The organism is Bacillus sp. YKCMOAS1 (assembly GCF_030268125.1).
GTDB classification, from domain to species: domain Bacteria; phylum Bacillota; class Bacilli; order Bacillales; family Bacillaceae; genus Bacillus; species Bacillus safensis.
Genome location: NZ_BSEI01000006.1, coordinates 264,730 through 283,634 on the forward strand (window position 1 = coordinate 264,730; position 18,905 = coordinate 283,634).

The window sequence follows — 18,905 nt, forward strand, 5'->3', positions numbered from 1 at the left end:
ATCACCCTAAAAACCATAATAAAAAATCCGATAAGACTAACTTATCGGACTAGTTAAGTGATAACAGAAAGAGAATTAATTCTAATCATTCTCTACTTTATCTATATCTTTTTCATTTGGGAACTCTTTCTCATACAATAGAGCCATAGCTTTATTCAATACATATGCAGTTGTAACTCTTCCACCTTCTTCCTCCCACTTTTCTCTAACTTTTCTTTCCTTTTCTTCATTAGCCAAGGTTAAATTGTACGAAACTTTTCTTCCCATTTTAGCCATATTTCATCCTCCTTATACGCATTTAGGAATCCTTTAGATGCTTTGATATTATTATAGCATCCACATTATTTTTTTCATAATTAAATAACCCCACCTATATATTGGTGGGGTTATTGGGGGGTATCTATATTAAATCATGTTTTTTTTCACACTCTTTATACATAGAAACTAGCCCTATATCAAATTAAATTAATCAAATCAACATACGTGTTTATTCCCACTCTATTGTAGCAGGCGGCTTACTCGTAATATCATACACCACGCGGTTAATATGCTTCACTTCATTCACGATACGAGTCGAGATCTTCTCAAGTACGTCCCAAGGGATTCTTGCCCAGTCACTCGTCATACCATCAATAGAAGTAACAGCACGGATACCGATTGTGTAGTCGTATGTTCTTGCGTCACCCATAACACCTACGCTGCGGATGTCTGGGAGAACCGTGAAGTATTGCCAGATGTCGCGCTCAAGGCCGAAGTTGGCAATTTCTTCGCGTAGAATCGCATCCGATTCACGGACGATTTCTAGTTTTTCTTCAGAAATTTCACCTAGTACACGGATACCTAGTCCTGGACCTGGGAATGGCTGTCTCCAGACGATGTCATCAGGAATGCCAAGCTCTGAACCTAAGGCACGGACTTCATCCTTGAATAGCGTATTGAGTGGCTCAATCAATTCGAATTGCATGTCTTCTGGAAGACCGCCTACGTTGTGGTGAGATTTGATTGTTTGCGCTGTTGCTGTTCCGCTCTCAATGATGTCTGTGTAAAGTGTTCCTTGTGCTAAGTAGTCGATTCCTTTTAGCTTGTCCGCTTCGTCATCGAATACATAGATGAATTCGTTACCGATGATTTTACGTTTTTGCTCAGGATCAGACACTCCTTTTAGCTTGTTTAAGAAACGATCTTTTGCATCTACTTTAATCACGTTCATGTTGAAACCTTCGCTAAATGTTTTCATAACCCCTTCTGCTTCGCCTTTGCGAAGAAGACCGTGGTCAACGAAAATACATGTCAGCTGATCGCCGATGGCTTTGTGGATCAATACCGCCACAACAGATGAATCGACACCGCCGCTTAGTGCGCACAATACTTGCTTGTCGCCTACTGTTTCACGGATTTTCTGCATTTCGATTTCAATGAAGTTCTCCATTGACCATTTGCCATCGCAATCACACACACCGAAGACAAAGTTTTTCAATAGGTCATTTCCGTACTCAGAGTGACGTACCTCTGGGTGGAATTGAACGCCATAGAAATTCTTCTCAGCTAAGCTCATCGCTGAGTTTGGACAATGTGCACTTGTTGCATCGACTGTAAAGCCCTCTGGTACTTCAACTACGAGGTCACCATGGCTCATCCAAACGACTTGATCCGTAGGAAGATCTTTGAATAAAGCAGGTGTTCCGTTAATATGAATATCTGCTTTTCCATATTCACGCTGGCTGGCCGCTTCTACTTTCCCGCCTAAATAGTGAGTCATGAGCTGCATGCCGTAGCAAATGCCTAGAACCGGAATGCCTAGATCAAAAATCTTTTCATCACAGCGGAAAGATCCTTCATCATAAACACTGTTTGGTCCACCAGAAAGGATGATTCCTTTAGGCGCCATTTTTTTAATTTCTTCAGCAGTTAAAGTGTGCGGATGAAGCTCACTGTACACACCAAATTCACGAATACGGCGTGTGATCAACTGATTGTACTGACTGCCGAAATCGAGAACCAAAATCATTTCATTTACTAAATTTGTCATGGTGTCACCTCTATGTCCAATATAGTTTTTTATAAACGCACAGAAAAAATGAGAGGAGAAAACCTGCTCTCAGTGTGAATCACGCTTTTGAAGCGCCCAGACTCACATCCGAACGCTTCAATTTCATGTATTTTTAGAAGGTTTTAATATTCACCTATTCTAACAACAGGAAGGTACGCGGTCAAGACTATCTCCTGTTTATTAAATTTTCCCATAACTTTGTCGACTGCTGCCAAAGCGCCGACGAATCCTCTCGCCGATAAAGCGCACGTTCATAGAGCTGCGTCAGCTCTGACATGTCATGATCTCCATCCTTGTCATCGATCAAAGAAGCGAATTCTCTTAGCGTCATACCTGGCTTTTTCTCAATTCCCCTGCGCCCTAGCTGCTTTAATAGAGCCGCATATGCATAGAAGAATGCTTCATCCTCTGGCAGACGTTTCACCTTTCTTACAATAAAGAATGGCAGCCATCTTATTCTGAATCGATAAAGCATCCAGCTGATGAATCCAAGCAGGACAATAGCTCCTGCCGCATATCCTGCAATTGAACCAGCATGTACCATATTTGGCTTTGCCTTCGCTGTTTGTTCCTTTGGTTGTGCCGGCTGCTCTGTCTCCTGCTGCTGCGGCTGGTCTTGCTGCTTTTCTTCACTTGCATCAGAACTAGACTGATTTTCTTCTTCCTTTTGATCATCCGTTTGATCGCTTGAAACGGCTTCATTCGTAAATGTCTCTGGGTTTGTAAATCCTTTTGTCGGTTCAAAGGTGACCCAGCCTCTGTTTGGAAAATAAACCTCTACCCATGAATGCGCATTGTTATTGGTCACTTCATACACATTGTTTCCATCCATTTGTGTTTCATATAACTGACCAGACGTATATCCCTTCACCCATCTCGCCGGAATCCCGATCGATCGAAGCATCACGATCATAGAGGTTGAAAAATTATCACAGTAGCCAATCATCGTATCAAATAAAAATTGATCCACATAATCTTCATTACGACCAGGCACAGCGACATTTTGCGTTTCATATGAAAACTTCGCAGATCCTAAATAATCCTCGATCGCTTTCGCTTTATCATACATATTATCCTTCGTTTCCGTTAAGCTGTTTGCCAAAGTTTTCACACGCTCTGGGAGTGAGGATGGAAGCTGCAAGTATTCACGGCCAACCTGCTGATTCACCTGCTTTTTTGTCGGTACTTTGATTCTCTGCAAATCCTCTAGGATAAATGTAGGGGATAAAAAGCTGACTTGATAGTTCCCTAAATTTTTGGGTGGGTTTTGCATAGACGGGACAATTTTCTCCGTTTTGCCCATGATTTGCAGCGGAATGTTTTCCATTGGTGTCAATGAAATCATCCCAATTGGATAGACGGCATGATTAAATCGATAGTCCGATTCTATATCAACTCTTGTTTCATGTACCTCTGTTTTCACACGATTGGTAAACCATCTATTCGTAACCTCGGCGCCTTTTAGCCGAGTAGGCTTCGTATCATTTGATGCATCCTCCCAGCCCTTTCCTGTGTAAATACTTTTTGTTTCTACACGAAAGTAAGACGGCTCCTTTCCGCTCCATTTAAAGACAGGTGTGCGGTCCTCACTAAACGGTCCGCCAAGCGCCGAATCATCTGCACTATATCCCACTTTATTCTGCCCGGCTGTCCCATCTTGATTCGTGACCGCCTTAAAAAACGGGACAGGATCGGGCCATTTCGGATCAGACTTTGGCAAAGAAGCACCGAGTGACGCTGATAGAAGGACGAGCGCCAGCATGGGGAAAAACCACTTTAGACGCGCTTTCTGAGACACTCGAACGCCCTCAGCTGAACGCAGTCGATCGAAATACAGCAATCCAAGCAAACAAAAGCCAAATACCATAATACGAACGATCGCAAAGGTCGCATCATATGGCGTAAACGTATCAAGAATCGTGACATACACAATCGTCATCAGTAAAAAGAAAAAGATACGCTGCTGATAAACCACCCAATAATGAAGCAAGTAGACAAGCAGCCACAGCAAAATATAAAACAACAATGTACGGAAAGACGGATACATATCACTCCACATACCCATGCTCATTAACGTGATATTATCCTTAATATCAGCAAACAAAGCAGACGGATAGCCTGGCGCTGATTGATAAAAGATCAAATATAAGGCGAGCAAAATCAGTCCAGCACAAATAGGAAACGTCACATACCACTTCAGACGAAAGAACGTAAACAAACACGTAAGCCCGATAAAAATGATGAAATAAGACGTATGGCTCGTCTCTGTAAAATCTTGAAGTGGACGAAGCCACTCCCATAGCAGCAGAAAAGCTACAGCATAATAGATGAACAATTCAAAACGGCTTTGCCGCAGATGCGTATGCAGCATAAATGTTTGTCACCTCACAGTTCTTTCGTGCAGCCGGTCTTCAAATAAAAGGGTGATGCGTATTCCAGAGGCCTTGAGCCGGTCTGCAAGCTGTTTTTCTTTTGTCGTCAAACGGTCAACGGCTTTCTTCACTAAAAGCACGGTGATGTTCTTTCTATTTCGATTTCCAAAGAGACTTGCCGCAAATTCCTCCTGCAGCTGACCTGTGACGACATATTTTCCTGAATGCTGGTACTCACTCGCTGCTAACGGTTTATATTCTAGTGCGCGGGAAGGCTGATGCTGTACCCTTGTTAAATAATAAAGCATGTCCTGTAAATGAAGTTCTCCTTGATCGACTCGAAAGGCATGCTGATCTCCTAGTGGGACAAGACCTGACGGCACTCCTTTTTTCACAGCCGTTTGAAGAACAGATGCTGTAATAGATACAACTGTTTCATAAACAGCTTGATCAGTAAAATCAGCAAACACGACAAGGTCCTGTGCTTGATTCTGTTCAAATTCCTTCGTCATCAGCTGGCCTCTTCTGGCCGTCGTCTTCCAATCCACCCAAGCAAACCGGTCTCCTTGCTGGTATTCCCGTACGCCTGTTGTCACATGGGTCGGTTCATTTAACCACGAGTGAACCGCTTTGCCTCCATTTTCACTCACTGACTCAGCAGGCTCTACAGGGATATCTAGCACTTTTGGGTAGACAAGCAGCTTTTTCTCTAGCGGAATGATGATTTCTTTTTCAACAAACCCAAACATATCACCCGTTTTGATTCTAATCGCTGTCAAATGATGCTCTCCCCGCGGAATATCGTTCAATTGATAAGAAAATCGCCATGTTTTCCGAAACCAAGGAAACAGCATTTGCTTCATTTCAATCTGTTCCTGTAAATGAAAGGTGTCTGGCGGAGCATCCTCTATCATGACGTAAACGTACGGAAATGGATGTGTCCGCTTGATTTCAAGGTCAACGGACAGCACATCCCCCGCCTTCAAATGGGTTTGCTGTAATGCCCTCTTGGCTGTCGCGCGAAGCGGTACGAGCGCAAACAGCAATGCATACAAAGCATATGGTAAAAATGCATAAAAAAGGAACCAGCTCACAAACCCTCCCTGAAACATGGCATAACAAAAGGCTGCCGCAGTGAGAATGATGAGCATCATCACCCGTAACCATAATGAAACTGCTAAACGATGACGTGACTTCATTGAGTCATCGACTTTTGAACTGGCACGCCAATTTGCTCTAGCATTTGTCGCAGCAGTGTCTCCGCCTTCTTCCCTTCATATGTCGCTTCTGATGTTAAAATCATACGATGCGGTAATGTATAAGGCACCAAATACTGTACATCATCAGGAATCACATAATCGCGCTGATTCAAAAGCGCATACGCCTGTGCCGCTTTCATCAAGGCGATCGATCCCCTTGGACTCACACCTAGATAAACAGATGGGTGTTTACGCGTCGCTTGAGCAATTTCAACAATATATTCTTTAATGGATGCATCCACATGAATGGTTTGAACAGCCTGTTGCAACGCATGGATATGTTCCTTTGTCATGACAGCTTGGAGCGTATCAATCGGGGATTGCTTCTCCTGCAAGTTGAGCACCTCCAGCTCCTCTAGCATGGTCGGATATCCCATCTGCAGCTTGAATAAAAACCGGTCCATTTGCGCTTCTGGCAGCGGATAAGTTCCTTCATATTCCACTGGATTTTGCGTCGCCATGACGAAAAATGGATCCGCAAGCGGCATCGTTTCTCCGTCCACTGTGACACTGCCTTCCTCCATCGCTTCAAGTAATGCTGATTGTGTTTTAGGAGAGGTCCGGTTGATTTCATCAGCTAAAATAATCTGCCCCATGATCGGTCCTTGCCTAAATTCAAATTCATTCGTCTTTTTATTGTAAATCGACACGCCTGTTACATCTGAAGGCAAAAGGTCAGGAGTGAATTGGATTCTCTTAAACTCACAGCCAATGGATTTTGCCAAAGCACGAACCATCATCGTCTTCCCTACACCAGGCACATCCTCTAGCAGCACATGCCCCTTCGCCAAAATCGCAACAAGGCTTAATATCGCAATGTCTTTTTTCCCAACCATGACTTTATTGATGTTATCTACGATTTTTTGTAAATCTGAATGCATCGGTTCTTCAAATGCCATCCTGATCCTCCTATCACGTTTCTGTCAAATTTCATATAGTCTAACTTTACCATACAACACGCATTTGCATATAACATCAGCACGTATAAAAAAGAAGCCTTCTCACGATGGAAAAGACTTCTTCTCTTCTTTCGGCTCACTTGCTGGCTCCATATGAACATGAGAGTGTAAAATATCATGCTCCTGTTTCATTCTGCGTTCAATTTCATCTGCAATATCATGGCTTTCTGCAATGTTCAAGTTGGGCTCGACCTCAACCACTACATCCACATGGACTGTACTTCCAAGATAACGCGCTTTAATATCCTTTAAATCGCCCACTCCTGGTGTTGCTTCAATGGTCTCTTTATATTTAGACATATCTTTGATATGAAAACCGTCTGTTAACGAATGAGAAGCATCTCTGAAAATTTCCCATGCAGTTTTACAAATAATTAAGCCAATGACAAACGCTGCAAGCGTATCAATCCATGCCAGCTGAAATTGAGAAGCCATAATTCCTACAAATGTTCCAATACTCACATACGCATCTGATTTATTATCAGCAGCTGCCGCATGAAGTGCCTGGCTATTGATCCGTTTGGACAGATTGCGGTTATAAATATACACACCGTACATCACAACAGCACTTCCTGCTGCCGTCCAAGCCGCGATCATATCCGGCGTTTGATGCTCAGATGAGAAGAGCGACTTCCCTGCACTCAGCAAAACCTGAAGCCCAACAAGCATCATGATAAAGGAAGCCACAAGAGACGCAATATTTTCCGCTCTAAAATGACCGTATGGATGATCTTCATCAGGCGGCTTTTGAGAAATACGCAGCCCAATCAACACAGCAAGGGATGCAATAATATCCGTCGTGTTATTCAATCCATCTGCCGAAAGGGCCTCTGAATGAAACACGTACCCAATAATGAGTTTGACCGCAGATAAGATCACATAGGCAATGATGCTAACCCAAGCACCCGTTTCACCTTGTCTTAATTCGTTATAGCGCTCCATGTCGAACCGCGCCTCCTCACACATCACTTTTCTATTATTTATCTTACAAAGCAAAGCCCGTGTGGGTCTACAGCAACATGATTCGCTTATGTCAGCAAAATAGGATAAATAGAAATGTGTTGACCTAAGTAAACTTATTTTTACAAGGTCAAATGACCTCAAGACCTACTCCTATCAACCTTTTTCCAATTCTCTTCGAAATGGACATATCGTCAAATCTCTCTCCTTAGGGAAATTATCAGAATAATTTTATTTTGTGACACAACTTCCCCACCCCCTTTTTTATGTTATTTTAAGAATCATCCGAAGGAAAAGAGGGAACATAATCTCTCAAATCCTTTATACTTTTTAACATCATGTTAAGAGGTTTGAAATGTCAGTTTGATAACCTGTCCAATGCTGAATGACAATTCAGTGTGATAAAATTTAAAATATTCTAAAAACAAATTCTCTATTCATGAGAAATGTTTGGAGGTAAAGAAATGTCCAACATGACAAACGGTCTTCAAAAAAACCTTAAAACAAGACATATTTCGATGATCTCCATTGCTGGGGTCATTGGGGCAGGGCTATTTGTTGGTAGCGGCGCTGTCATTCATTCTGCAGGGCCTGGATCCATTCTTTCCTATTCTTTTGCCGGACTTCTGGTGATCTTTATTATGAGAATGCTCGGAGAAATGGCATGTGCCTATCCGACAAGCGGTTCTTTCTCACAATATGCGAGCGATGCTATCGGTCCATGGGCCGGTTTTACAATCGGCTGGCTTTACTGGTTCTTCTGGGTGATCGTCATCGCCATCGAAGCCATTGCTGGTGCAGCCATTATTCAATATTGGTATGGAGATGCACCTGTTTGGCTCACAAGTCTTATCCTCACAATCCTCTTAACATTAACAAATATCTTTTCTGTTAAATCTTTTGGCGAATTTGAATATTGGTTTTCATTGATTAAAGTCGTCAGCATCATTCTCTTTCTACTCATTGGTTTTGCATTTATCTTTGGTTTTGGCGGTCATCATACTTCAGGTCTTGCCAATCTCACAGGGAACGGCGGTTTTCTTCCAAATGGATTCAGCTCTGTGTTACTCGGAATCGTCGTCGTCATCTTTTCCTTTATGGGAACGGAGATTGTGGCCATAGCGGCCGGTGAATCAGCAGACCCAGTCAAATCTGTGACGACAGCCACACGCTCTGTTGTATGGCGTATTATCGTATTCTATGTCGGATCAATTGCTGTCGTTGTCACCTTGCTTCCGTGGAATTCCGCAAGTATTTTAACAAGCCCTTTCGTTGCGGTATTAGAATACATCGGTGTTCCATCAGCCGCTCAAGTCATGAACGTCATTGTCTTAACAGCTGTTCTATCTTGTTTAAACTCCGGATTGTACACAACGTCCAGAATGCTTTATTCATTAGCAGAAAGAGGCGAAGCACCGAAACGCTTTATGAAAATCAGCAAACGTGGTGTTCCTGTAGCAGCTACAGTCGCAGGTACCTTCTTTTCCTACATTGCTGTCATGATGAACTATTTTTATCCTGAAACCATCTTCTTGTTCTTAGTCAATGCATCTGGCGCCATTGCCCTTCTTGTCTACTTGGTCATCGCCGTTTCACAATTAAGAATGCGCCGTAAAATCGAAAAAGAAAATCCAGAACAGCTTAAAATCAAAATGTGGCTGTTCCCATACCTCACGTACTTTACTATTTTGGTCATTTGCGCCATCTTGACATCGATGCTGTTTATCGAATCCATGCGGCCACAGCTCATTTTGACGAGTATCATTACCTTTAGCGTACTGGCTGCTTATTTTATCTTTAAACCGAATAAAAAAGTGCCTGCAAATGCGGCGCTTGAAAATAAACACCCTTAATTTATCCCGCTGAAAAGCGGGTTTTTTTATTTTATTCACCTATTTGGATGTCCGCACTTATACTGTATCAAATTGTATTTAAGTGAGGATTAGTCAACATGAACCTAGAAAAATTTGTTGACGAGCTTCCAATTCCAGAAGTCGCGGAGCCCGTCAAAAAGAACCCAAGACAAACGTATTATGAAATTGCTATGGAGGAGGTATTCTTAAAAGTTCATAGAGACCTGCCCCCAACCAAGCTATGGACCTATAATGGCAGCTTGCCTGGTCCAACCATTAAAGCCAATCGAAATGAAAAGGTCAAAGTGAAATGGATGAACAAATTGCCATTGAAACATTTCCTCCCTGTCGATCACACCATTCATCCTGGGCATCACGATGAACCAGAGGTCAAAACAGTCGTTCATCTGCATGGCGGTGTCACACCAGCAAGCAGTGACGGCTATCCAGAAGCCTGGTTTTCACGGGACTTTGAAGCAACCGGCCCCTTCTTTGAAAGAGAGACTTACGTATACCCCAATCATCAGCAAGCCTGTACATTGTGGTATCACGATCATGCGATGGCATTGACACGACTAAATGTGTACGCCGGTTTAGCTGGGTTTTATTTGATATCAGATGCATTTGAAAAGTCTTTAGAGCTTCCGAAAGATGACTATGACATTCCTTTAATGATTATGGACCGTACATTTCAGGAGGATGGCTCACTGTTTTATCCTAGCAGACCAAACAACACGCCAGAAGACAGTGACATACCAGATCCATCCATCGTGCCCTTTTTTTGTGGAGAAACAATCTTAGTCAATGGAAAAGTATGGCCGTATTTAGAAGTAGAGCCGCGAAAATACCGTTTTCGTATTTTAAATGCGTCCAATACTAGAACTTATGAGCTGCATCTAGATAACGACGCTACAATCATGCAAATTGGTTCCGATGGGGGCTTTTTGCCAAGACCCGTTCGCCATCAATCATTTAGCATCGCACCTGCTGAACGTTTCGATGTCATCATCGACTTTTCAGCTTACGAAAACAAAACGATCACTCTCAAAAATACAGCCGGCTGCGGACAGGATGTGAATCCTGAAACAGATGCGAACATTATGCAATTCAAAGTCACACGTCCGCTAAAAGGAAGGGTACCTAAGACATTACGTCCGATTTTCAAACCGCTGCCACCGCTTCGGCCAAGTCGAGCTGATAGAGAGCGTACACTCACACTTACCGGCACACAGGATAAATACGGCCGCCCTATCCTATTGCTCGATAACCAATTTTGGAATGACCCTGTCACGGAAAATCCTCGTCTTGGCAGTCTAGAGGTTTGGTCTATCGTCAATCCAACTAGGGGTACACACCCTATTCATTTGCACCTTGTTCAATTTAGGGTTTTAGACAGAAGGCCGTTTGATACAGAAGTCTATCAATCGACAGGAGAAATCGTGTATACAGGACCAAACGAAGCGCCTCCTCTACATGAACAAGGCTACAAGGACACCATTCAGGCGCATGCAGGTGAAGTCATTCGGATCGTTGCTCGATTTGTTCCATATACCGGCCGATATGTGTGGCATTGTCATATTTTAGAGCATGAAGATTATGACATGATGAGGCCGATGGATATCATTCATTAAAAATGAAACCACTCTTCCGCTAAATGCGTAGAACTTTTATGAAACTACTGATTACAAAGGGGCTAACGGACATCTATTCATTAGCCCTTTTATGATCCATTTCAAAATGGAAAAATAAATCGCATGAATCATTCCTTTGAAGAGCATTACACACTTAAAAAGTTGACGCAGCAAACCGATAATACTACTATATACCCATTACATCTATCAAAAGGCACATAAGCCATAATGAACGAACAAATGGAAAATTGCGATAACAAACGGAGGAGTTCAATTTGAATGAAGAAAAAGAAACTTGCCAGGTCAAACAAGAAACAGCGGCAGGTAACAGAGAGAAGCTTTCAATTCATGAGAACGAGAGCATTCGGTCAAACATTGAACAACTAACCATTGAACTCAGTGAACAAAAAGAATTCAATCACTTCATATTAGATGAAAAACAAAAGGCCATCAGCACATTATCTTCCCTCATCACAAAAGGCGATTGTGATGAAGACTTAAAGACTCATTTTGAACAAGCATTACATATTGGACTTTCTGTCATAGAGATTATGGAGATTATTAAACACTGTACAAAGGTTGCTGGCTTCCCTCACTCCATTAATGCCCTGTTTATCTTTCAAAACTTATTAGATGAAAACAAATAAAACAGAGAAAACGAGATGTCATCAGTCCTCTCGTTTTTTTATGTTCACTCATATTACCCTTTTTCTTTTCCTCTGTCACATAAGCAAAATATGAAAATAGCACTCGTATCACTGCTTAAAAACTGATTTTCTTCCTATAAATTCCCCCATTTCTCAAGCATTTCAAGTGAAAAATAAAAAAACGCCCAGTTATATAGATAACTGAACGTTTCCTTTATCGATTGACAGTGAAATTGTTAATGATTCCGCCATCCTTCTCCCAAGCGGCTTCCACTGCTTTCTTCTTCATATTGTATTCAAAAATCGTTCTTACCTTAGCCTTTCGTCCAGTGTCATCCTTTAATTCTTTTGCGTTCTTTGCAACACCTAAGAAATAAACTGACGACCCGTCCGTAGAAAATTGTGGCTGTGCAGCACTTAAAATATGAACATCCTGACTGTTTTTAACGAGTGTCGTCGTTTTTCCTGTTTCTACATCAAGCATTTTTATAGAGGATATTTCTTTTTCTTTACGAACCTTTACTTCTGTATAAATCAATTTCTTATGATCTGGAGAAAATGAGATATCATTGATCGTTTGTGAGATGCGTGCAATGCGTTTCCCCTTCTCACCTGTCTGAAGGGTGATCTTCATGGTTGTTGGTTCAGGATCTCTGCCCTTTTCATTCGCTTCATCGGTTTTTTGATAATCTTCTTTTAAAGAATAATGCTGGATCGCCAAATCATTTGAAGTCGGATCATATGCAAAAGAACTCACCGTATCGTCCTTGCTTTTTTCTGGATACAGCTCCTTCATTTTGTGTGTTTTCAAATCAAAAGACGCAACATAAAATTGCTCTCCAGAATCCTTGTTATACCTAAGAAATAACTTCTTCCCATCACCAGACAGCCTCATACTGTCGATGGAATCATCACTCGTAAACAGTGTTTTTTCTTCTTCAGATTTCACCTTTAATTCCCGAATACTCACCTTTTGCGTATCTTCATCTGTATACGTGTAATATAAAACCTGTTTCGTAGAATCATAAGCAATCGAAGGGTATGCTGTCAGTTTCTCCGTATGAAGTGCCCGATCATGCAAGTAATAAGTATTGTTTAACTTTTGATCTGTAAATGAAACAAGCAATTCGTCTTTTGCATCTTGGTTTGTTTTAACTTTCCCTGCATGTTTTGCCTCTTGCCCCGGCTTCATCATGAAGAAAAGAACTGCCGCAATCACTGCGACGCCAATGACTGTGATGATCCACCATGTTGATTTTTTCATTGCCTTTCAGACCCTCTCTACAAGAAAAGAAGCCAGAAAATGAACTTTTCCCGCTTCTTTGCATGCCTATGTATTAATAAGTGTAATGCCCTTTTACGACACCTTTACTTGTTTTATACCCAAGTGCTTTGAATGCTTTTGGACTTACGTCTAGTACAGCATTTGGCATTCTGCCTACATCATATTTATATACTGTAATCACTTTATGTGGTTTCGCTTTTGTTGTCACTCTTAGTTTTGTACCTTTTTTCGGTACGTCAAAGCCCATTTTAGTTGCTGCATCCCAATGACCGAGTTTTTTTCCATCTGCGCCTTTTTTGCCGACACCATTATACCAAGTAATATTGCCGCTTACTTTTTTTGCACTTGCTCCATGTGAGAAACTGAATGCTAAAAATAAACTAGCTACTGTTACGATTGTCGTGATAAGCTTTTTATTCATTAAGAAATCCTCCGTTTTTGGTTTCTGCACTTATTATACATGAAGATGAACCCAGTTATTTTACAGACACATTACAATTCAAATACAAGTTGACCACTTTATGACCGATTAAGTTCATAAATACTGCCAAAATCAGCTAGAACATTGTAAGTAGCTCCCCTCTTTCATTTTATATAATGAAGGTGAATTAAATTTAAGGGGGAATTTTCATGAAAAAGTGGTTCACTGTTTTAATTGTAAGTTTGGCCTTCGTATTGATGTTTTCAAGCCTTCCTGCCTCAGCGGCTAGTCCTCGTCACGGCGCCATTGTGACACAAACGGATGAAGCCAAATGGTCAGGTATCTCTGCCGATATTGTCCTGCCGAAAACAGCCACCATTAAAAACGGCTATGCGGACTGGTATCTCGGTCTCGGCTCTACCGTTGTAGAGAGCGGTATTTCAAAAACGTCTTCTGGCTATAAGGTCTTTCTGGGCAGCGGCTCACAAGGCGGCAGTAAATACTGGAACAGCGAATACGATTCAAGTATTAAAGATGGCGCACGCGTCAACTTAAAGCTTATTAACAATGGTGATGGTACGGTGTCACTATATGTCAATGGGAAATTGCGCTATAAGCAGCCTGTTTACAACCCTAGCCGTCTGAAAAACCTTGATGTTGTCAAAATGGTACACGGCGTACAGGATAATGGAACAAACAGCTATTCACAAGCAAGCTTTTCGAATGTACAGCTTCGTGCAAATACATCAGGAAGTGTTTATAAAAATTGGGATGGGTCAATCAAATCATCGCTTTTACGTAAAAATTTAGAATCCGGTGCCGCAGCTCCTAAATTCACCGTCATTTCTTCTATCCCATTAAGTACAAGCCTTTCAGCACAATAAGAATAAAGCGCCCGGTAGAGGGTGCTTTTTATTGTTCACAGCTTATCAACACTTCTCTTTTAATCAAAACAAGGATTCGTGGTAACATAAGCATACATACTTCGAAGAAAAAAGGAGATCGAACGTGAAAAAAAGTCTACTTGTTTTCATGAGTCTAGCTGTAATTCTCTGTATCCTAGCAGCTTGCTCAAATACGACGAAAGAACAAAAAACAGAAACGAAGACACTTCCAACAATTAATGAACGCATTCAAAAGGAAACGAAAGAAGTGATGGAGCAGTCTAAACTCATCAAAGACACTGACATCACCGTGGATCAAAAGAAAAAAATCATTTCTTTAAACGTAACAGCTTCCTCTGATACCAATAGTGATTACGCTGAAGTCATCGGTTTAAACTTTGCCAAGACGCTCGCCATTGGAGCATCAACCGAAAAAGAAAACAATCTGCATAAACCAGAAAACGACAGCCTCGGCGCCCTCTATTCCTTTTATGATCTAAACATCACCGTGAAACAAGAAAACGGCAAAGTGCTCGCAAAAGGAAAGAAAACAACAAATGAAACAAAAATCACTTGGGAAAGAGCCCAATAACTGGACAAGAAAATCCTTTATGGATTTTCTTCTTTTTTTTAACAAAACTATTAACATTATGAAAGAAATGCCGATTAGTAAGATTGTGTTGGTTCTTAAGTACCAATAATTCTTATGTACATATCGGGGGAAAGTATTATGAAAAGAACGACAGAATTTGTTTTAGGTTTAATTGGAGGTATTTTTGGATTTTTCGGCGCAATGTTCGCTCTTGCTTTCGGAGGAATCGATGCGGCATTTAGCGATTCAGGCACCAGTGAAATTACAGGATTAGGCTGGGCAGCAATGCTTTTCTCTATTCTTGCCATTGTCGCATCTGTGATTGTAAAGAAAAAAGCAAAGCTTGGTGGAATTTTATTATTAGTATCTGCTGTTGGTGGCATTATTTCTATTTCTATGTTCTTCATCCTTCCAGCTGTATTAATCATCATTGCAGGCTGCATGGGCGTGTTTAGAAAAGAGCCTGTCGTCAATAACACAACTGTATAAGTAGAGAGAATAAAGCTTGTAGAGATTGCTCTACAAGCCTTTTCTCTCTACTTTTTGTAATTCATATTGTATGGCAACAACTAACTCTATTATGTTTTCATCTGTCCAAAGATCCAACATAAATAGAATGTCATTCATCATCTGTGACAAATCTTCCCGGCTCATCAATTCTTCTTTGTAAGCAGGGACAACAAAGAAATAGAGTAGATCAGCCAATTCAAGAGCGACACGTACATCTTTTTCATCCATGATGGCTTTATGCAAAGAGTGGATCAGCCATTTGAGGTCTTCATGATTTTCAATAGGAACATACATCAATTGGTGAATTTCATCGATGTTCCTTACCTTTAGAATCCTCTCAGCTGATTCCTTTGAAAGAGCCCCAATTGTATTTGAAGATATATTCAGAAACAAGAATTCATGTTGATCCTCTCTATTAACCGTCTTGATTGACGAACCATCCATTTCAATCACTCCCAATCCCTTATAATAATTCTATTATAAGGAAATTCAAGTTCGTTTTAAGTCATCAGAAGTGGATTTTAAGTAATTTTAAGCTAACTGGTTTATCAAAAAACACTTAAAAACAATTATTTTCTATTTTTATCATTTTTTGTTGATTTGTAGGTTCTTTTATCCTATTATAATAGTCATAGTCAATGTATAAGCAAAAGACGCTTATATAAATTAAACAAAAGGGGATTTTCATTTTGAAGAAATTCTATGCTTTATTTTTAGCTTTAGGGCTAACATTTACACTTGCTGCTTGCGGCTCAACAGAAGATGTGTCTACAGGTGCGTCTAAAGAAAAAGAGTCTACAAGCACAAAAACACAATCAAAAAACAAAAAAGATGATGGTTCAAAGAAAATAAATGCGAGCAAACACAAAACAACTGCTCAAGGAATGAAAGTAAACCTTGGCGAAATTAAAATTATGAAGGATAGAATCAATGTTGGAATGAATATTGAAAATACGACAGATAAAGTTCTAAACTTCTATCCAGATCAAGGTAAAGCTGTAGCAGGAAGCATGCAACTAGATGCGAATATGTTTATGACTGATGGTGATATTGGTGGCGAAGTTGAAGGTGGCGTTAAACAAGATGGTGTTATTCAATTCTTAGCTCCCGAAGGCAAAGAGATCAACATTAAAAACATCAAAGAATTAAAACTAAAATTTGGAAATGTCTCAACTGACGATTACATGAATAGAAAAGACGTGACATTCACAGTAAAAGTAAAATAAACTTTCATTAATGCCCTTGAATGATGAGGGCTTTTTTTATTTTAGAGCAGCTTCTTTGAAGAGGGTATGCTTTATGCATACGGTCCTTCAAAAATCACGATCGCCTTTTAAAACTCTGAAATGCTTTCCACTTAACAATAAAAAACCCCTACTCCTATTTGAAAGTGGGGGTTAACTCTTTCATTATTTATCACGCTTCTTCGATCCAAACAATCCAAACACGACGGCCAGTGCAACAATAATCGCCACCCACGTCGTCAAGCCCATACGATCACCGCTTTTCTCTTTAAATTACCCATTCTCTTCATATCGGGTAAAGACCCATGAAAACACTGTCACTTATTTTAACGATTGAAAAGCAGTAAAGGTTTCAATTCATCATCACCTGGTACTTTTTATTGCATATGACCAAAATCATGAAGACATATCAAAAACCCCTATATTTCAAGGGGTTTTCAAGGGGTTACATCATTCCACCCATAATTCCACTACTTTGTAACATGAATAGTGGAAGTTATCATGTGCTAACTTACCCGGATATTGAGCGTTTTTTATGATTGAAAAGGTCACTTACTGATTTTAAAAATTTCCTTCAAATATGTTTGCATATTTGGGTTTGTTGCATATACATAACAACCGTTTATTCCACGGGACATCAATACATAATAAATACGTTTGATATAGGCCTTTAATTCTTCATTATTTAAGTCAGTACCTTTGATTGGAAGACCGTTTCGATCCCTATACTTTTCCGGATTGACTATAATTTTTGCTTTGTTTAAATCATAGCCCCCATCTTCTTCGCCAGCATAATCGCAATCAATTTCCTCCCCCAAAATAACTCCAACATAATTCAGATCTGCACCTTGGGTTGTATGAATACAACCTATCTCCTCTACGCTATTTTCTTGATTAATCCAACCTTTTGTTTTGGAATTCCATTTAAATCCTTCACCTGTAGTAAGATCTGTAATATCATGTAGATTCTTATCCTTCTGTGTAGCCCATTTCCAAGAGTAACCTGCAACAACACGACACAGTTCATGTTCATTATTCAGTTTCTTTACTGCTGCGTACAATTCTGAAATGGAGTCCATTATCTTAAAGTCATAGCCCTTCAGCAGCCCTTTTTCATAAACAGCGACATCATTAGCAATCTGTAGATATTTACGCAACCATGCTAAATATTGATCTCCAGACTTCAAACGAAACTGTTTACGTAAAATATAATTTTTATAATCAGCTGTCATTTGTTTAAAGCGAGCGGTATCTATATCCGCTGGTCGAATAGTTTGATACTGATCATACACAACCGTTAAATGATATGAATAGTCTGAAATCAATTCTAACTCCGTTTTATGACCATCAGCAGTGATCAAATGTTTCAAATCTCGAGCTTGCTTACCGAAATATTGCTTTAGACGATGCGCTTCATCTACAAAAACATATTTATATTTATCATCTTTACCTTTTGCCTTTTTAATAAATTGTGAAGGCGATAGTACGGTAATACCATGCAAACCAACTTTTCGAATTAAGTCTTTATATAAACCTAATGAATGGTTTTGAGGAATCACAAGTGCCACATCTTCACGATCTAGATCTTCACGATCCTTACCAGTTGTTTGGTCATAAATGAGTGCATATAAAATATTCGTCAATACTATTGTTTTACCCGTGCCTGGATCTCCGGTAATCAGATGTCGACTTTCTGATGTAGTAAGCATTGCTTCTAAGATGTCTTGGCAGACTTCAATTTGATTAGCTGAGAGCACCTTAAAGGGTGAGTATTTATAGATAAATTTATTATGAATTTCCTTTAGCTGTTCACTAGCAATTCCTTCTTGAATAAGCTTATCCCAAATTTTCACGAACATGTTATTTACATCTTCAATGCCGTTGTAAGAATGAATATTCTGCCCTTTAATTTTGTTAAGTAGATTAAACTTACCATCAGCTAATAAATAATCGATTAAAAGAGTTTCGATGTGTTTAATTGAGCTTTCGTTAAACAGTTCACTTTTAATAATAATGATCTCAGTAAATGTTTTACTAATATCTTTTAAATGTGCAGAAAAGCGACCGTATATGTCTGTAGACTTTCCTACATATAGATTTTTCTTATCACGTTGAATATAAACCACTGGCACAGTATCTATATCAAAGTCTTTAAAATCAATTTGTTCAAATTCCTTGCGTGATTTCTTAACCACTTCAAATGAAGATAATTTTGTCGGGAATAACATCAGGATCAAC

At 40.1% G+C, this 18,905-nt stretch carries 17 protein-coding genes; 7 read left to right on the plus strand and 10 right to left on the minus strand.

Going from position 1 to position 18,905, the window contains the following annotated elements:
• Window positions 1-81: 81 nt before the first annotated feature.
• From QSJ46_RS17835 to QSJ46_RS17860, 6 genes are all read right to left on the minus strand, one after another.
• Complete coding sequence (locus QSJ46_RS17835) at window positions 82-276, minus strand: hypothetical protein (protein ID WP_285605130.1); 195 nt, start codon at window positions 274-276, stop codon at window positions 82-84.
• 211 nt (window positions 277-487) lie between these two features.
• Window positions 488-2,029: a glutamine-hydrolyzing GMP synthase gene (gene guaA, locus QSJ46_RS17840; RefSeq protein ID WP_047202820.1), complete on the minus strand. Its 1,542-nt coding sequence runs from the start codon at window positions 2,027-2,029 to the stop codon at window positions 488-490.
• A 187-nt stretch (window positions 2,030-2,216) separates the two neighbouring features.
• Entirely contained in the window at window positions 2,217-4,421 is a 2,205-nt protein-coding gene (locus tag QSJ46_RS17845) for a DUF4129 domain-containing transglutaminase family protein (protein WP_285605131.1), read from the minus strand.
• Between the two features lie 9 nt (window positions 4,422-4,430).
• On the minus strand, window positions 4,431-5,621 hold the full coding sequence (locus QSJ46_RS17850; protein ID WP_285605132.1) for a DUF58 domain-containing protein: 1,191 nt from the start codon (window positions 5,619-5,621) through the stop codon (window positions 4,431-4,433).
• A complete protein-coding gene (locus QSJ46_RS17855) occupies window positions 5,618-6,580 on the minus strand; it encodes an AAA family ATPase (protein ID WP_039176899.1) in 963 nt (320 codons plus the stop codon). Before QSJ46_RS17855 ends, QSJ46_RS17850 begins: the two co-directional genes overlap by 4 nt.
• 102 nt (window positions 6,581-6,682) lie before the next feature.
• Complete coding sequence (locus tag QSJ46_RS17860; RefSeq protein WP_034282879.1) at window positions 6,683-7,582, minus strand: cation diffusion facilitator family transporter; 900 nt, start codon at window positions 7,580-7,582, stop codon at window positions 6,683-6,685.
• A gap of 482 nt (window positions 7,583-8,064) precedes the next feature.
• Here QSJ46_RS17860 and gabP point away from each other — a divergent pair, with 482 nt between their 5' ends.
• The 3 genes from gabP to QSJ46_RS17875 all read left to right on the plus strand — a co-directional run bounded on the left by gabP (window position 8,065) and on the right by QSJ46_RS17875 (window position 11,731).
• Complete coding sequence (gene gabP, locus QSJ46_RS17865) at window positions 8,065-9,453, plus strand: GABA permease (RefSeq protein ID WP_073979373.1); 1,389 nt, start codon at window positions 8,065-8,067, stop codon at window positions 9,451-9,453.
• 98 nt (window positions 9,454-9,551) lie between these two features.
• Window positions 9,552-11,084, plus strand: a complete 1,533-nt coding sequence (locus QSJ46_RS17870; protein ID WP_224930565.1) for a multicopper oxidase family protein — start codon at window positions 9,552-9,554, stop codon at window positions 11,082-11,084.
• Window positions 11,085-11,359: 275 nt separating this feature from the next.
• The gene (locus tag QSJ46_RS17875; protein ID WP_039176890.1) at window positions 11,360-11,731 is read left to right on the plus strand and encodes a carboxymuconolactone decarboxylase family protein; all 372 of its coding nucleotides are present in this window, start codon (window positions 11,360-11,362) and stop codon (window positions 11,729-11,731) included.
• Between the two features lie 214 nt (window positions 11,732-11,945).
• Here the strand turns inward: QSJ46_RS17875 and QSJ46_RS17880 are convergent, their stop codons facing one another.
• On the minus strand, window positions 11,946-12,995 hold the full coding sequence (locus QSJ46_RS17880; RefSeq protein ID WP_047202825.1) for a hypothetical protein: 1,050 nt from the start codon (window positions 12,993-12,995) through the stop codon (window positions 11,946-11,948).
• A gap of 73 nt (window positions 12,996-13,068) precedes the next feature.
• A complete protein-coding gene (locus QSJ46_RS17885) occupies window positions 13,069-13,437 on the minus strand; it encodes an RlpA-like double-psi beta-barrel domain-containing protein (protein ID WP_024424478.1) in 369 nt (122 codons plus the stop codon).
• Window positions 13,438-13,646: 209 nt separating this feature from the next.
• Here QSJ46_RS17885 and QSJ46_RS17890 point away from each other — a divergent pair, with 209 nt between their 5' ends.
• The 3 genes from QSJ46_RS17890 to QSJ46_RS17900 all read left to right on the plus strand — a co-directional run bounded on the left by QSJ46_RS17890 (window position 13,647) and on the right by QSJ46_RS17900 (window position 15,402).
• Complete coding sequence (locus QSJ46_RS17890; RefSeq protein WP_285605133.1) at window positions 13,647-14,321, plus strand: hypothetical protein; 675 nt, start codon at window positions 13,647-13,649, stop codon at window positions 14,319-14,321.
• 124 nt (window positions 14,322-14,445) lie between these two features.
• The gene (locus QSJ46_RS17895; protein WP_285605134.1) at window positions 14,446-14,913 is read left to right on the plus strand and encodes a hypothetical protein; all 468 of its coding nucleotides are present in this window, start codon (window positions 14,446-14,448) and stop codon (window positions 14,911-14,913) included.
• A gap of 138 nt (window positions 14,914-15,051) precedes the next feature.
• Entirely contained in the window at window positions 15,052-15,402 is a 351-nt protein-coding gene (locus QSJ46_RS17900; protein ID WP_047202828.1) for a DUF4064 domain-containing protein, read from the plus strand.
• A 30-nt stretch (window positions 15,403-15,432) separates the two neighbouring features.
• Here QSJ46_RS17900 and QSJ46_RS17905 read toward each other — a convergent pair whose 3' ends face one another.
• Window positions 15,433-15,867, minus strand: coding sequence for a hypothetical protein (locus QSJ46_RS17905; protein WP_107163989.1), 435 nt, complete (start codon window positions 15,865-15,867; stop codon window positions 15,433-15,435).
• Between the two features lie 245 nt (window positions 15,868-16,112).
• Between QSJ46_RS17905 and QSJ46_RS17910 the strand changes: the two genes are divergently transcribed.
• Window positions 16,113-16,649, plus strand: a complete 537-nt coding sequence (locus QSJ46_RS17910) for an LptM family lipoprotein (protein WP_041087011.1) — start codon at window positions 16,113-16,115, stop codon at window positions 16,647-16,649.
• 566 nt (window positions 16,650-17,215) lie between these two features.
• Here QSJ46_RS17910 and QSJ46_RS17915 read toward each other — a convergent pair.
• On the minus strand, window positions 17,216-18,895 hold the full coding sequence (locus QSJ46_RS17915) for a DUF2075 domain-containing protein (protein WP_285605135.1): 1,680 nt from the start codon (window positions 18,893-18,895) through the stop codon (window positions 17,216-17,218).
• Window positions 18,896-18,905 lie beyond the last annotated feature (10 nt).

Excerpts from the sequence above, each read along its gene's own strand:
- QSJ46_RS17835 (WP_285605130.1), bottom strand. The coding sequence starts at position 276 with ATGGCTAAAATGGGAAGAAAAGTTTCGTACAATTTAACCTTGGCTAAT.
- guaA (WP_047202820.1), bottom strand. The coding sequence starts at position 2,029 with ATGACAAATTTAGTAAATGAAATGATTTTGGTTCTCGATTTCGGCAGT.
- QSJ46_RS17845 (WP_285605131.1), bottom strand. The coding sequence starts at position 4,421 with ATGCTGCATACGCATCTGCGGCAAAGCCGTTTTGAATTGTTCATCTAT.
- QSJ46_RS17850 (WP_285605132.1), bottom strand. The coding sequence starts at position 5,621 with ATGAAGTCACGTCATCGTTTAGCAGTTTCATTATGGTTACGGGTGATG.
- QSJ46_RS17855 (WP_039176899.1), bottom strand. The coding sequence starts at position 6,580 with ATGGCATTTGAAGAACCGATGCATTCAGATTTACAAAAAATCGTAGAT.
- QSJ46_RS17860 (WP_034282879.1), bottom strand. The coding sequence starts at position 7,582 with ATGGAGCGCTATAACGAATTAAGACAAGGTGAAACGGGTGCTTGGGTT.
- gabP (WP_073979373.1), top strand. The coding sequence starts at position 8,065 with ATGTCCAACATGACAAACGGTCTTCAAAAAAACCTTAAAACAAGACAT.
- QSJ46_RS17870 (WP_224930565.1), top strand. The coding sequence starts at position 9,552 with ATGAACCTAGAAAAATTTGTTGACGAGCTTCCAATTCCAGAAGTCGCG.
- QSJ46_RS17880 (WP_047202825.1), bottom strand. The coding sequence starts at position 12,995 with ATGAAAAAATCAACATGGTGGATCATCACAGTCATTGGCGTCGCAGTG.
- QSJ46_RS17885 (WP_024424478.1), bottom strand. The coding sequence starts at position 13,437 with ATGAATAAAAAGCTTATCACGACAATCGTAACAGTAGCTAGTTTATTT.
- QSJ46_RS17890 (WP_285605133.1), top strand. The coding sequence starts at position 13,647 with ATGAAAAAGTGGTTCACTGTTTTAATTGTAAGTTTGGCCTTCGTATTG.
- QSJ46_RS17900 (WP_047202828.1), top strand. The coding sequence starts at position 15,052 with ATGAAAAGAACGACAGAATTTGTTTTAGGTTTAATTGGAGGTATTTTT.
- QSJ46_RS17905 (WP_107163989.1), bottom strand. The coding sequence starts at position 15,867 with ATGGATGGTTCGTCAATCAAGACGGTTAATAGAGAGGATCAACATGAA.
- QSJ46_RS17915 (WP_285605135.1), bottom strand. The coding sequence starts at position 18,895 with ATGTTATTCCCGACAAAATTATCTTCATTTGAAGTGGTTAAGAAATCA.